This window comes from Chryseobacterium binzhouense, assembly GCF_007474545.1.
GTDB lineage: Bacteria > Bacteroidota > Bacteroidia > Flavobacteriales > Weeksellaceae > Chryseobacterium > Chryseobacterium binzhouense.
In genome coordinates this window covers 152275-167257 of the sequence record NZ_VKOG01000005.1, presented here as the reverse complement: position 1 = coordinate 167257, position 14983 = coordinate 152275, and the positions used below count along the sequence as shown (strand labels likewise).

Sequence of the window (14983 nt, the reverse complement as noted above, 5' to 3'; positions counted from 1 at the left end):
TAATTGTACAATGATCGATAAAAACTTTTTCACTTATAAAATTTTAGAAAGGAAAAAGAAAATAATTTTGGATAAATTCCCCGAATTGAATGCTTGTAAACATGATAACTTTCATTCATTGGGTGAGTACATCTATGAATCTCCAAGTAAATTTTATAATAAAAATATTTATACTGATGTAAATTTGTATTTTGAAAGTTTAGTTGACAATCCAAACGATCTTTTAGACTTTTTTAAGATATTAAATAACCTTTCTTTTGAATTTAATCATGCAATAAAGACAATGAATGAATTGAATTTAAAAGCAATTCATGAAAATTTATTGCCTAGCAATGAAGCGGAATTAATGTATTTTTTCAGTGAGAAAATCGTGTACGAATATCTAAAAATAAATGATGTTGTATTGTTAGGACTTATAAAACCAATTGCCTATTTTCTAAGGGTTACAAACAAAAAAGGTACAGATAATCTTGACATCTATAATTGTATTGATACTCTAAAAAAATATCAAATTTTTGATGACCTTACAAATATATATAACAATACTCTTCGTAATGCAATCGCACACGGAGGAGTTACATTTGAATCATCTGTAATAAAATTTAAAGATAGGAAAGATACTAAAGCATTTTATGCTTCGGATTTTATAAAAGAATTTGACAACCTAACCGACATTGTAAATGCTATAATTTTAGTATATAAAAAAGTCATATTTCAATACTTAGATGTTTTAATAAATCATGGTATCACCGTTCCATCGTCAATAATGGAAATTGAACTACGATATAAGGCCAATCATTATGGCTGGAAAATTATTCATAGTTATGACAGCGAAATACTAAAAGGGAAACAATATAATTTACTCGTAGAATCAAATTTGAACAGTCGAAAATTCATGAATTTTTCTGCAGTTTACACAGCAATAACATTAGAAAATTTATTGCCTAAAAAGTATGATAATTTTTTTATTCAAATTAAAACAAAATATAAGCTATCATGTTGGCAGATTATTGATCTTGAAAAGCTAAGAGAACACTACACCGGGGAAAAAGTGATTATTACCGACGGTACATTTTTTTTTGAAGAAAAGTATTTCGGTGAGAAAAAAGACTTATTAAAAATTTATAAAACTTCTTTTTTTCAAAACTACACTGATAAGAACAAGATAGTTAATGTACGATATATTAAGCACCATAATAAGAAGAGTTATAATGTTATAGAAAATGCTGGCATATTTCTAGACATTTCTGATGAAAAAATTGAAGATTATATTAGAAATAAATCAAAAGATATAATTTCATTGGTAAAGTCCGAAAAAAGAAAAAAGCATACGACTAATTTGAAAGAATTTATTTTTCCTGATAAGTATCTACAAATCCATATATATAATAATGATTTAAGAAAAAGGTCATTTCGCGATGCAAGACGAAATAATCATCTAGTAGCAACTCTACATATTAACAATACAAAAAAAATTAATAACGTTCTACCAGCCTGGGGAGTCAAAGAAGAAAATAAAAATTGCTTAATTATTTGGAATAAAAATACTAAGTTGTAAAATAGATACAAAAGATATTCTATAAAAAATAATAATTGCGGCTTTTGACCGCAATTATTTAATCAATATTCTATCTCAAATCATCTAAATTAAGTTCAGGATAATGCTCTTTGGCATACCAAACAAATTCATCTAATGAGCCATTGAATTTTTTGACAAACTCAATTAATTCATCTTTTGGTTTTCTGTATGCTTGATAAATTTTCTTTACAATTGCTTTTCTTGTACCGTTTTTCAATTTGAAGATAAACTTACCATCTGAAGAAAGCGGTTTTTTTCTATTAAGAATTTCAAAAGCAAGATAATTTCTTGCAATAAACCAATTATATAAATTCGAGTAGGCTCTTCCCCCGCTAATAATAAATTTTGGTAATAATATGATTGATTTACCTGCAAAATTTGGTAAATCAGCAGATTTTGTTTCCCACTTTTTAGTAATGGCATTATAAAACTCAATCTTAGCTGAAATTGTAGAAACTTTATGCTTTTTACATATTTTCAAAGTTGATTCAGCAAAAATATCTCTACAAACATTTGCGATAATATCTGACATAATATCTTGACCAATGCCTTTTACAAGTAGTAGGACAAAATGCGCTTCGTTTGTAATTGCAATATTTTGTTTTGCAAATGAGTTGTTTCTCAAAGCATCATAAATTACTTCTGCTCTTACATCTGAAACTGCTTTACCTTTGTTTCTATCGGAATATCCTAAATGATATTCGTTTGGTTCGTGCAGATGAGAAAGAAATTCTATCCCCTCATTTCTTTTGTTTGGCTTAATAAAATCTCTGTTAAGTTTTATTAAAAACTGATGTACTCTTTCATAGACTTCGAGAGCTACAGGATTACTATGTTTATTATTTTCAATTAAGAATGGGCAAATAAATGCCTCTAAATCTTCCCCTAAAGGAATGTCTACAAAGTCTATATCTTTATTTCTTAACTTTGTAAAATAAGTATTAAATGTTTCCATTTTGTTATTTTATTAAATTATAATTTTCTCTAATTTTTTGTTCATCATCTACTTTTAATATATATATATCTAACTCATACCTAATTATTTTAAATTTTGCTTTTCACCAACAGTGGAAAAACGTCACTGATAATTTGCTTTCATTAATTTTTGATAATTAGCCTCTTACATGACTTGGATCATTACCATAACTATTTTTATCTCTGATCTGGCCACCCTTTCCATGAATAAAAAGCTCAGATTCTGATTGATAGCAATTATTCCTTGCTTTATCAATAGCTTCTTTCTGTGTATTTGTAATTACGGTATTCTTTTGATTATCTGCTCCTTTTATTGCCCACTTTCCTTGATGCGGCACGACGTGTTGATTTTTTTTCATGATAGAAAATTTTAATTTATTATAATTTTACTTTCAGTAATTAAGTAAGTGCACATTACCAGATAATTCGAATATTTAAAAAAAATGAGTTATCTATTACACTTTCTAATTATCATCATACGAAATTAGAATCCTACTACGCAATGTTTTTGCGCATATAAAAAATTTATTGATTTTTTGATAAAAAATTCCATATTACGGTTTTACGCATATTTGTTATCGAAATAAATCTTATTATTGGAACTGATATTTTTTTAAATAAAAAACCATGAAAATTTTAAAATTAGATTTTGAAAATTGCTTCGGCATAGGAAAATTAAACATGACTTCGATTTCAGTAAGGTTAATTCGTACCTTATTTATGCGCCGAACGGAACAATGAAAACTTCATTCGCTAAAACATTTGATTTGATTTCGAAGAATGATAAGAAAAATCTTCCAAAAGATGTTGTATATAATAAGAAATCAAAATTTGAAATATTATCAGATGACTTAGAAATAAATCCAGAGTCAATTTTGGTTATCAACGCAGAAGACAACTCGTATGATGCGACAAATAAAATAACATCATTTATAGCTCGTAAGGAACTTAAAGAAAAATATGATCAAATTTATTCTGAACTGAATACTGCTAAAGCTGAACTTTTAAAAAAGCTTAAAGCAATATCAAAGAGTACTGATTGTGAAGTTGAATACATGGGAACTTTTGGCAACGATTCTGAGAAAAACTTCTTTGACGTATTATCCTCAAATGTGGATCAGCTTACTGAGGACTCAGATAAAATTACGTTTAAGTATAATACAGTATTTGACACTAAAGGAATTGTAAAAAAATTCTTAGATAAAAATGAAAACTTGTTAGATGATTATGTAGAAAACTACAATCAAATCCTTTCAAATTCCAAGTTATTTAAATTATCTGGTGATAATACTTTCGGAACCTATCAGGCAAATGAAATTATGAAATCTATAGAGGATAACTCTTACTTTGATGCCGGTCATAAATTCGTTTTGGAAGATGGAATAGAAATTACTGAATCATCACAATTAAAAGAAATATATAATGCTGAGCTTGAAAGAATTTTAGCTGATGAGAAGTTAAAAGAATCTTTTAACAAAGTTGACAAAGCTATTGGAGCAAATATAGATCTGAGGGCATTCAAACAAGTTATTGAGCAGGATAATTCCTTACTGGTAAATTTAAAAGATTATGAAGGGTTCAAAAAGAAGGTTTGGACTAGCTTCGTGTCTGAGGTTAAGAATGATGCTGAAGCATTATCTGAAATGTACAAAGAGAAAAAGAAAGAATTAGATATTATTATCTCAGAATCTAAAAAAGAGGTAGAGCTATGGAAAGACATAATCAAAAAATTTAATGATCGATTTTATGTACCATTTGAAGTAAAAATGGGAAACCTACATGACGTAATTTTAAAACGGGAAACTGCTAATTTGGAATTTATTTTTACAGATAAAAATGAAGAATCCAAAACCCAGACAAAAGAAAATTTATTAAAAATACTAAGTAAAGGTGAACAACGGGCATATTTTATTTTGCAGTTTTTATTTGAGATAGAATCAAGAAAAAATATTTCTCAAGAAACATTGCTAATCTTTGATGACATAGCGGACTCTTTTGATTATAAAAATAAATATGCTATAATAGAATATATTATTGAACTTCATCAATCAGAAAAATTTAAATCACTCATTCTTACACATAACTTCGATTTTTATAGAACAATTGCATCACGATTAAACATGGATAAGCAAACATATATGACATCCAAAGATGAAAATCGAACGATAAATATTGTTGAAGGTTTGTATAAAAAAGATCTTTTTAAAGAGTTTTTGAAAAGTCCACATGATCCCAAAGTTTTCATAAGTCTTATCTCTTTTATTCGTAATATAATTGATTATTCAGATTCATCGGATACAGATGACTGCATAAAACTTACAAGCTGCCTTCACGAAAAAACGAATTCAAAAGATATTACAATTGATGATGTTTTTACTATTTATAAGAATAGAATCACCAAACTGAAAGACAAGGAAGTTGATTTTGATAAAACTATTAAAATTCAGAATTTTATTTTCGATACTGCGGATTCAATAATTGAAGAAAAAAACATCAATGAAATTTTGTTGGAAAATAAAATTACTTTGGCGATTGCTAGTAGATTAAAAGCTGAACAATATATGATATCTAAGTTGCCAGAAGCAGACCTTACTAAAATAAATCATGTTCAAACAAGAGTACTGTCTAATATGTACAAGAAAAAATACCCTACAAGTTTTAACTTAGGAATTATAGACAAGGTTAACCTAATGACACCTGAAAATATACATGTAAATTCATTTATGTACGAACCATTAATAGATATGTCCGTTTATCATTTACTTAATTTATATCAAGAAACCAAAAATTTGAAATAGAAATATTTTATAATCTATTTGATAAGTGGTAAAATAAAAATACATTTGTAAATGTAGACAAGTCATAAGGGGGTCGATGTTATAATTATTAACTTAAAACCCGTTTATTATGACACAATGTGTACAATGTGCTGGTGGGAAACCAGTGTTCGTGAGAGCCTATACTAGAATGCGCTTAGGCCGTTTAGAAAATGTAATCCAACATTGCAGATCTTTACCAGGTCAACACAGAAATTAGAAGCAGAGTTTTACTTTGCTTCTTTTTTATGCAATTTTAAACTACTTATAATATGTTCCTAATTATCTTCAAATATTAAAGGATTCTAATTGAATCAATTTCATATTAATGATTTTCAACGTTTTATATCATTCAAAAATATGAATTAAATTCAGTAAAAATACTGATAGTGGATTTTATAATGGTTTTTATTTTTGTCGTTTACGGATAACCGTAATTCAAATAAGACATAAGTAGATATATTTGGAAAGCTCACAACATTTTACGAACAAAATAACTACAATTTTACATTAGTATAAAAAATTTATGGAAGGCAAAACATATAAGGATTATTTAGATAAAACATTTCTTGAAGAATTAAATTATAAATTGTGGTCAACAAAGGGAATTAGGTTTGGAGCAAGCACTAGGTTAACTCAAACCGCAAATTTATCTAATTTGTCTATTAATTTATTGTCAGTTTATCTTACTGCTGTTGGACTTTTGGGAGTTTATAATCTCCACTTCAATCAACTAAATGAGGATTTAATTGCATATTCCATCACAAGTTTATCTATTCTAGCATTGGTATTTGGACAAATTGAGAATGCTAAAGATTTTTCAGTTAAGTCTAAGGAATTTCATGATTGCGGTTTGGAACTTTCTGAAGTTTATAACGAATTAAGAATATATAAAACACTAACTGAGAATCAAACTATAAAAGATAAGGAGATATTTGCTAAAAAAATTTCTGATCAATACCAAAACATTTTGGAGAGATATGAAAATCATTTAAAGATAGATAATGAGCTATTTAAAACTAAAACTGCTAAATATCATTTATTATCAAATTACGATGTCTTCAAAATAAAGATTGAATATTATTTTAGGACAAAATTTGTATATCACTTTTTAATAGTATTTCCGCCAATAATTATCATTATACTACTATTGAATGTAAACTAATAATACTTAAGAAAAAGCTAATATCAGGTATTCTTGATTGTATTTATAGACCCTGCAATAAGATAAATCTAAACATTCAGCCGTTTTCCAATTAAACACAAGCATAAAAACCATATGAATAAAATTGAATTAGTTCCAATCGGAAAAATTATACTCAATGATAAAACTGCTGATAGAGATGCTAGATTTGAACATTATTTGATTCCCTATTATCAAAGGGGGTATAGGTGGGATGTAGAACACGTGACAGCTTTGCTAGATGATATTCATAATTTTATGAATTCTGATGAAAAGAAGTATTGCTTACAACCAATAGTTGTTGTGCCATCAATTGATGAGCTGGGTTTGAATATTTGGGAAGTAATAGATGGACAACAACGCCTTATTACAATGAATATAATATTCAACTATTTAAATCGACCGAAATATTCTATCATATTTGAAAAGAGAGGAAAAAGCACAAATTTTTTAGAGAGTTTATCTCCCAACACATATAGTGACGAGAATCCGGACTTTCATTATATGAGTCAAGCGTATGATATCATTAAAAATTGGTTTGAAAGTAAAACTAAAAATGATGTTGGTTACATTGATGAGTTTAATTCAACACTGACTAAGAAAGTAGAGATAATATGGTACCAAATAGAAGAGCTTAAAAACATTGATGGTTCAGATGAAGTCGAAAAAAAGAAGATAGATATATTCAATAGATTGAATATTGGAAAAATACCCTTGACAGATGCAGAATTAATCAGAGCTTTATTGTTATCTAAAATAAAATATGGATTAACTGAGAGGGAATCTATTTTGAGACAAGCTGAAATTTCGAGTGAATGGCACCGTATAGAAATGGAATTAAGAAATGAAGAATTTTGGTACTTTTTAAACAATAAAACATTAGAAGAAACTTCTTCTACTATTGAATTTATTTTTAAGCTTATTTCAAAAAATAATATAAAAAGATATTCGACTTATATGTGGTTTGAAAAAGAAATCAAATCAGATAATCCAGAGAAAGAAAAAGAGAATGCTATTGAGTTATGGAATAAAACAAAAGAATATTTCAGTAAGTTAAAACACTGGTTTGAAAACGATTATTTATATCATCACATAGGTTTTTTATTGGCCTTAAAAGACAATTCAATTTCAAATGTTAGACACATCATTGATATGTCTAACTGCGAAAAATCTAAATTTAAAAATTGGGCTCTAAATGAAGTTATATCAGAAGTATCAGACATAGACTTAAATAACATGTCTTATGAAATCAATAAAAACGATTTAAAGAAAGTCTTCTTATTACATAATATTGTTACATCTAACTTAGTAAAATCTGCTCAAAAAAACAGATTTCCTTTTAATTTATACAAAAAGATAGAAAATGATGGTGGCTGGAGTATTGAACATATTCATGCTCAACAATCAAAAGAAATGAAGGATGAAAAAGCTATAAAAAAATGGCTTGAAGAAACTTACATTGCAATAGAAGATATTAATGATATTGAGAAAGTATCAAAAGGTATGAATGAAGTTGAGAATGAAAAAAACACCTCAGATTTGACTACTCTAAAAAACAAAGTTCAACAAATGTTGAACAGCGAAAAAATTGATATTGATGACTTTAATTTATTAAAATCTGAACTAATTCAATTATTCGATTCTGATTCCATTCACATATTAGATAATTTAGCTTTGCTTTCTAAGAAGGATAATTCTTCTCTAAACAATGCTATTTTTCCAGTAAAAAGAAATAGAATAATTCAAATGGAAAAAGAAGGAAAATATATCCCTATTGCAACAAAAAATATATTCTTAAAGTACTATAGCAATACTAATCTTCAATCTTATTACTGGGGAAATGACGATAAACAAAGTTATTTTCAAGATTTAAGTTCTAAGCTAAAGCCTTATCTAACAAATTAAAATTAACTATGAATAACAAATACACCTTTTGGTCACTTTGTAAATCTTATAATAAAATTGAAGTACCAATTATACAAAGAGATTACGCACAAGGACGTCAAACAGCTGAAGTTAATATACTAAGAGAGAGGTTTATCAATGATTTTCTAATAAATTCAATTATCAAAGAACAACCAATAGAATTAGATTTTGTTTACGGTTCTATTTTAACCGAGGTAAAAGATGATATTAGGCAAAAAGTCTTTATTCCTTTAGATGGTCAGCAAAGACTTACTACGCTATTTTTATTGTATTATTTTATTGCGGTTAAAGAGAACAGGTTAAATGATGTAAAGGAAATACTATCAAAGTTCACATACGAAACAAGACCATCAGCACACGATTTTTGTAAGAAACTTTTGGATTTTGACCAAGTAGATAGCATTGCTGAGATTAAGAATCAAATAGAAGATTCTGTGTGGTTTAATGATGAATGGAAAAATGACTCTACGGTTTTTGGTATGTTGAATATGCTGGATACTTTTTCTAAAAATCCAAGTTTAATAAGTTCAGACTTAAAATTATTAGATAAAATCATTGATGACGATAAGCAGCTAATTTCATTTTATTTTACAGATTTAGATGAATTTGGTCTAACTGAAAACCTCTATATCAGAATGAATGCAAGAGGCAAAATGCTTACAGATTTTGAAAATTTTAAATCAGAATTTTCTAAAATCATCCAATATAATCATACTTTATTGGAGCAGGTAAAAGATAAAATTGAATATTTATGGGTTGAAAATCTATGGGATTATAAAGAAGAAAATTCTTATATCATTGATACTCCATTTATGTCTTTTTTGAGTTTTATAACAGAAATGCTATACTTTAAAGATGCGGAATATCGATCTAGTAAAACTTATGAAACAAACTTTCTTGATTTTAGACTTTTAAAAACTATTTACTCAATAGAAGATAATCTTCGGTTTCTTATTTTTTCATTTGATTTTATAAAAGAAATCAAAGAAAAAAAAGAGCCTGTTTTATGGGATGGTGAATCTCTAAGTCATATTTTAAAAGATGTTATAGATGGGAAACGAGATACAACTCAATTATTTATTCTGTTCTTGGCTCTACGTTATTCCTATTACAAAAAAAATAAGGAGAATCTTAATGATTGTATACGAGTTGTAAGGAATCTTATTGTAAATACGGATGATAATTCTAGACGAGAATGGTCAAGACTAATTTCTTCATTACATAACCTTATTTCAGATGACAATGTTTATCAGGTATTATCTGAATTATCAGATGACAATAAATTGATAGGTTTTAATGTTGATCAAAGGAAAGAAGAAATATTTAAGGCGAAACTTTATCTAAACTTTGCGTCATTCAAAAATGAACTTTTCAAAATAGAAGACCATAAATATTTAACTGGACGTATCACCAACTTACTTTTATCTCCTTTTACTAAAACAGAAGAAGATTTCAAAACAGTTGAACTACAAAATATATTTTACACAGACAAAGAAGTAAAAAAATTACTTTCAATTTTCAATGCTTATGAAGAAATAGCCCGAGATAATTTTAATCGAATTTGGGGCAATTTATTAATAACAGGTTTGTATAAACAAACAGGTGATTCAAGAATAGTACATGGAAGTTTCAGAAGACATCCTTCAATAATACTATTTGCCAAACAGTTTGCAACCCTTTCTGACAAATTAAGTTTGTACGAATTTTTAGTAGAAATTCAAAAACAGTTCATATTAAAAATGATTAATAAATACGAAGACTTATCTTTAATAAGGAATGCCAAAGAACAATTATATATTTATTACATTATTGGTGAGCGTATCTATAATCATTCACATACAAGCTTTTTCAAAAATTATAATTTCAATATTGGCTGGTTGGAAAAAGTTACAGGTTACAAATCATATTTTACTAGAGGAATAGAAGGTTGTCAATATTTTCCAAATACCAATCCTGTCTTTCAGTTTTATAATCAACAGTTTAGATATAACTTAGGAATTAATCCAAACAATACTTTAGATATTGAAATTATTGGAGGAAATAAAAAAAGAGAGCCTTTCAAATTAATTATTGAATGGGCTTCTAAATAAGATGAATTAGTCAATACTTAATGACAGTTATATTCAAATTAGTATTGACTAAATTCAACTATCCTTATCCATTATTTAGTTTTAAGCCGATCCCTTAAAACCGCCATATCATCACTCACTTTCTTATCCAGGATCTTCGCATAATGCTGAGTAGTTTTTATATTCGTATGACCAAGCATTTTACTTACACTTTCAATAGGAACACCATTGGACAAAGTGATGGTAGTAGCAAACGTATGCCTTGCGATATGGAAAGTCAAATCTTTATTGATACCGCAGATACTCGCAATTTCTTTCAGATAAGAATTCATTTTCTGATTGCTGAGAACAGGAAACAGAATGTCTGAATTGACGCACTGCGGATGATTCTCATATTTTAAAACCATTTCCTGAGCTAAAGGCAATAGTGGAACTCTGGTTGAGGTATCGGTCTTTTGACGATGGGTAAAAATCCATTGGTCACCATCAATCCCGACATTGATGTTAGATTTTGACAATTGCTTGACATCCACATAAGCCAGGCCGGTATAACAGCTGAAAAGAAAAATATCGCGAACCTGGCTCAATCGGTCAGATGCAAATTCCTTTTCGTAGATCATCTGAATTTCTTCTTTGGTAAGATAAGGACGTTCTACAGCTTTTACTTTTGCTTTATAGCCCAGAAAAGGATCTTTCGTGATCCAGCCGTGCGCCATACATAATCGGATGATCTTTTTGAAATTCTTGAGGTATTTCACAGCCGTATTATTTCCGCATTTTCTTACACTTCGCAGCCAGAAATCATAATCGCTAATAAAACCGTGATCGATTTCCGTAATGTCAATATCAGAAGTTTTGTACTTCCAGTTAATGAATTCCTGTGTATGCTTTAATGACGTTTTGTAACGCTCCAATGTTCCCGGGGCGAAATCCTGACCGACTAGGGCTTCCACTTTATCATTATGCTCCTGGAATATCGGAATAAGCATTCTTTGCTCAATATCCGTTCCAAGCAGTTTAGATTTTAAACTCTCTGCAGTTACAAAGTTTTCTTCTTTTAGCATCAGGTAGTGGAAATCGTAAACTTTCTGTTCCAAAGTTTTAGATAAAGATTCAGCGTTTTGGTTTCTTGAGTATTTCCTAATGCCTTGTGTGCTTTAACATCCCATTTCTTCGGATCGATATATCTTTTAGCAGCAATATCTGCTGCCTTGCCGTCTATCGTAATTCGTAAGTAGATGGGAGCGGTTCCGTTTGTTCTGATCTTATTCTTTTTGATGAAGAATAACAGGTTGAATGTTTTGTTCATTGTGTGATAACTTTAATTGATTAATAATTTACTTTTTGTTACCACTTTTTGCAAGATGTACAATCGCTAGACTGCCTATTGGTCAGGCTTTCCTTGATTTTTCGTGACCCATTTTTGTGATTTTTTGAATGGGACACGAAATAGGACATATAAATCGTGACCTATTTTGTTTTTTTTTTGATACTGCGCTGAAACAAAAAACGCTGTAAACATTGATGTTTACAGCGTTTTAGCTTATTTTGGTTTCTAACCTGGCGGAGAGTGAGGGATTCGAACCCCCGGACCTGTTACAGTCAACAGTTTTCAAGACTGCCGCAATCGACCACTCTGCCAACTCTCCCTAAACTCCGATTATATCGTTGTTTTCAGTGGTGCAAATATAAAATGTTTTTTTATTTTGACCAAGAAAATTTTGTAATATTTTTCATTACCAGTTTTTATCAATCATAAAAATCATTTGTGTCATCACTACGGCTCCTAAAAGCAGCTCTCTTTTGCTGACTTTGTCAAAAGTATCTTTTTCTGAATGGTGATAATCAAAATATCTCTGAGTATCTACAACAAGCTCCGCAAGAGGAATACTCAGCTTTTTTAAGGGCGCAATATCCTGAATGGCATCTGTCTGTCCAAAATCATATACTCCATAAGGCAGAAAATAATTTTTCCATTCAAATATAAGCTTTCTTCTCTGGGGTGACATATCAAGAGAAAAACCTCGTGGAGAGTAACCTCCTGCATCTGTCCCCAAAGCAAAAATGTGTTTTTCATCTTTCTTTTTTGCCTGAGCTTCATACATATCCCGTCCTTGACCGCCATTTTCGCTGTTGGCATACAATACTATTCTCAGAGTATGGTTGTTATCATATCCCAATGCTTTAAATGTGCGAAGAACCTCAATAGACTGTGCTACTCCGGCTCCGTCATCATGAGCTCCTTCGGCAAAATCCCAGGAATCCAGCTGTGCGCCAATAAGTATTATTTTGCTGTCTTTTTTACCCGGAATCTCACCGATAATATTATGATTGATGGTTTCACCCTTTAATTCTGCCGTCATATTGATTTTAGCTTTCACCGTTTGGGTTTTCAGGAGTTTTTCCAGTTCGTCAGCAGATTTTACACCTATTGTTAAAGCCGGAATTCTTGCTTTATCATCTGGTTCGTAATAAATCATTTTTGCATGCGGAATATCATCTGAAGCGGTCGTTAATGAACGGATGATTAATGCTTTTGCACCTTTTTTACCGATTACCGATGCCGATAATAGTTTAGATTTAGCAGCAATCAGATAAGAATCTGTAGTATTGATGATGGTAGGATCTATCATATAGTTTACAAATATGATTTTATCCTTTACCTGTGCAGTAGTGAGATTTACCAGTTCCTGTGCAGTATTTACCAAAAGAATATCGGCAATCAGATCTTTACCTTTTGTCCCTTCTGAATTTCCGAAAGACAACATCCTCACATTTTTCCAGTCACCGGATGAGGTTTTGATCTGTAAAGATTCTTTTCCCCGAACCCAGATCGGAACTTTTACCTCCTGTTTCCACACATTTTCTGCTCCTGCTTCTTTTAGTTTTTTTTCTGCCCATTCGGTAGCTTTTGCATATCCCGGAGTAGCACTGAATCTTGCTCCAATTCCTTTGGTAAGTTCGCCCAGATTATCGTACGCCGTACCATGAAGGAAAACTTCATCTGAAATTTTCTTAAATTCTTCCTGATAATTAAATTTAGGTATCTGTTTTTGCTTTTTGGCAGGATATTTTTTTTGTGAAAATAAAAATCCACTCAAAAAGAGTGGAAGTATGATGAGTAAGATTTTTTTCATTTTTACTGACCGTTTTCTTTTCGGAGTATAAAAATAAACAAAAAAACAGATAATTATTGCTTCATATCGTACATTAATAAAGCTGTGATCAGTTTTGGTTCTATAAATGTACACTTCGGAGGCATTCTCAGCTTCAGATCTGAAATTTTAATCATATCATTAAAGCTTACCGGATATATACCAAACCCTACTTTACCTTCGCCATTATCTACCTTTTCTTTTAGAAGATTGATTCCTGCAATGTCTGATGTTCCTTTTACATAAGATATTTCGTCTGAACTGTCAGAATCTTCAATATTTAAAATATCATTAATGATATATTTGTCTAAAATATGATGATCCAGATTATCCAATGACATTTCCTGAGATCTCAGGTCATGTTTTACGTGTAATGAATAAAATTTACCTTCCATATACATAGAAATGTGAAATTTCTGGGAAGGGTAGTACGGTGTTTCACCTTTTTCGTGAATAAGAAAATATTTTTCAAGTCTCTTTAAAAATTCATCACCTGAAAGATCTCCCAAACTTCTGACAATTCTGTTATAATCATGAATTTTAATCGACTGATTGGATACAATGAAACTGTATACAAAATTGTAAGCTTCTGTACCGTTATGTCTTTTATTTTTTTCTTTCAGCCGTTTGGCATAAAGTGCGGTAGATCCGATTCTGTGGTGACCGTCTGCAATATAAAAAGAATCAATCTGATCAATTACTTCCTTAAACTGCTGTAGCTTCAGGCGGTTATCAATTCTCCAGATTTTATGTCTGATTCCTACGCTGTCTGTATGGTTAAAAATCGGAACATTTTTTTCTTCATGATTCATCAGCAATTCTATCTTAGAATTGGAAGGGTAGGTAAGGAGCACCGGCTCTGCCTGAAGATTCACCTTCTCAAGATAGTGTGCAAGTTTTTCTTTTTTCTGCGGAATGGTACTTTCATGCCTTTTTATTTTCCCTGCCCAGAAATCTTCAATGCTTGATAAACCCAGGAGTCCTCTGAAAACCTGTTTGTTGGGATAAATCTGTTCGTAAAGATAATAGGCAGAATTGTCCTGAACCAGAACATTTTCCTCCAATAATTCTTCGAAAGTAGAACGTATTTTCCTCAGATTCCGGTCTACATCCTTAGATTTGCTTACAACATAAGGTTTAATCATGTTGATATACGTTTTTTCTACTTGCGCTTTTTCTGAAATTTCGCTCTGTGAATAGTTATCTAAAGGATGTGTGGGAAATGTAGCCTCATGATCCTTATGAGGTCTTATTCCACGGAAAGGTTTAAAAACAGGCAT

At 30.0% G+C, this 14983-nt stretch carries 11 protein-coding genes and 1 tRNA gene; 5 read left to right on the top strand and 7 right to left on the bottom strand.

Annotation, left to right across the window (positions count from 1 at the left end):
- The first annotated feature begins 10 nt into the window (after positions 1 to 10).
- Positions 11 to 1558 carry a hypothetical protein gene (locus FNE73_RS13540; RefSeq protein WP_143885109.1) on the top strand — a complete coding sequence of 516 codons (1548 nt, stop codon included), beginning with the start codon at positions 11 to 13 and terminating at the stop codon, positions 1556 to 1558.
- A 70-nt stretch (positions 1559 to 1628) separates the two neighbouring features.
- On the opposite strand, the gene FNE73_RS13535 is transcribed toward FNE73_RS13540, so the two are convergent.
- Positions 1629 to 2534, bottom strand: a complete 906-nt coding sequence (locus FNE73_RS13535) for a hypothetical protein (protein WP_143885108.1) — start codon at positions 2532 to 2534, stop codon at positions 1629 to 1631.
- Positions 2535 to 2691: 157 nt separating this feature from the next.
- Positions 2692 to 2913: a DUF2188 domain-containing protein gene (locus tag FNE73_RS13530; RefSeq protein WP_143885107.1), complete on the bottom strand. Its 222-nt coding sequence runs from the start codon at positions 2911 to 2913 to the stop codon at positions 2692 to 2694.
- Positions 2914 to 3291: 378 nt separating this feature from the next.
- On the opposite strand from FNE73_RS13530, the gene FNE73_RS13525 reads away from it, so the two are divergent.
- From FNE73_RS13525 to FNE73_RS13510, 4 genes are all read left to right on the top strand, one after another.
- The gene (locus FNE73_RS13525) at positions 3292 to 5352 is read left to right on the top strand and encodes a hypothetical protein (RefSeq protein WP_143885106.1); all 2061 of its coding nucleotides are present in this window, start codon (positions 3292 to 3294) and stop codon (positions 5350 to 5352) included.
- 544 nt (positions 5353 to 5896) lie between these two features.
- Positions 5897 to 6535 (top strand): SLATT domain-containing protein, encoded by a 639-nt coding sequence (locus FNE73_RS13520; protein ID WP_143885105.1) that lies wholly within the window; start codon positions 5897 to 5899, stop codon positions 6533 to 6535.
- Positions 6536 to 6649: 114 nt separating this feature from the next.
- Positions 6650 to 8458, top strand: coding sequence for a DUF262 domain-containing protein (locus FNE73_RS13515; protein WP_143885104.1), 1809 nt, complete (start codon positions 6650 to 6652; stop codon positions 8456 to 8458).
- Positions 8459 to 8466: 8 nt separating this feature from the next.
- Positions 8467 to 10569, top strand: coding sequence for a DUF262 domain-containing protein (locus FNE73_RS13510; protein ID WP_143885103.1), 2103 nt, complete (start codon positions 8467 to 8469; stop codon positions 10567 to 10569).
- Between the two features lie 71 nt (positions 10570 to 10640).
- On the opposite strand, the gene FNE73_RS13505 is transcribed toward FNE73_RS13510, so the two are convergent.
- The 5 genes from FNE73_RS13505 to FNE73_RS13490 all read right to left on the bottom strand — a co-directional run bounded on the left by FNE73_RS13505 (position 10641) and on the right by FNE73_RS13490 (position 14983).
- On the bottom strand, positions 10641 to 11645 hold the full coding sequence (locus FNE73_RS13505) for a site-specific integrase (protein WP_317129888.1): 1005 nt from the start codon (positions 11643 to 11645) through the stop codon (positions 10641 to 10643).
- Positions 11612 to 11857, bottom strand: a complete 246-nt coding sequence (locus FNE73_RS16990) for an Arm DNA-binding domain-containing protein (protein WP_317129887.1) — start codon at positions 11855 to 11857, stop codon at positions 11612 to 11614. Before FNE73_RS16990 ends, FNE73_RS13505 begins: the two co-directional genes overlap by 34 nt.
- Positions 11858 to 12109: 252 nt before the next feature.
- Positions 12110 to 12197: transfer RNA gene (locus tag FNE73_RS13500), tRNA-Ser, on the bottom strand.
- A gap of 87 nt (positions 12198 to 12284) precedes the next feature.
- Positions 12285 to 13685, bottom strand: a complete 1401-nt coding sequence (locus FNE73_RS13495; protein ID WP_143885102.1) for a M28 family peptidase — start codon at positions 13683 to 13685, stop codon at positions 12285 to 12287.
- Between the two features lie 53 nt (positions 13686 to 13738).
- The gene (locus tag FNE73_RS13490; RefSeq protein WP_143885101.1) at positions 13739 to 14983 is read right to left on the bottom strand and encodes a DUF1015 domain-containing protein; all 1245 of its coding nucleotides are present in this window, start codon (positions 14981 to 14983) and stop codon (positions 13739 to 13741) included.

Bases quoted from the DNA above. Each gene is read 5' to 3' on its own strand.
- FNE73_RS13540 (WP_143885109.1), top strand. From the start codon at position 11: ATGATCGATAAAAACTTTTTCACTTATAAAATTTTAGAAAGGAAAAAG.
- FNE73_RS13525 (WP_143885106.1), top strand. From the start codon at position 3,292: ATGAAAACTTCATTCGCTAAAACATTTGATTTGATTTCGAAGAATGAT.
- FNE73_RS13490 (WP_143885101.1), bottom strand. From the start codon at position 14,983: ATGCCTGTTTTTAAACCTTTCCGTGGAATAAGACCTCATAAGGATCAT.
- FNE73_RS16990 (WP_317129887.1), bottom strand. From the start codon at position 11,857: ATGAACAAAACATTCAACCTGTTATTCTTCATCAAAAAGAATAAGATC.
- FNE73_RS13535 (WP_143885108.1), bottom strand. From the start codon at position 2,534: ATGGAAACATTTAATACTTATTTTACAAAGTTAAGAAATAAAGATATA.
- FNE73_RS13510 (WP_143885103.1), top strand. From the start codon at position 8,467: ATGAATAACAAATACACCTTTTGGTCACTTTGTAAATCTTATAATAAA.
- FNE73_RS13530 (WP_143885107.1), bottom strand. From the start codon at position 2,913: ATGAAAAAAAATCAACACGTCGTGCCGCATCAAGGAAAGTGGGCAATA.
- FNE73_RS13515 (WP_143885104.1), top strand. From the start codon at position 6,650: ATGAATAAAATTGAATTAGTTCCAATCGGAAAAATTATACTCAATGAT.
- FNE73_RS13520 (WP_143885105.1), top strand. From the start codon at position 5,897: ATGGAAGGCAAAACATATAAGGATTATTTAGATAAAACATTTCTTGAA.
- FNE73_RS13495 (WP_143885102.1), bottom strand. From the start codon at position 13,685: ATGAAAAAAATCTTACTCATCATACTTCCACTCTTTTTGAGTGGATTT.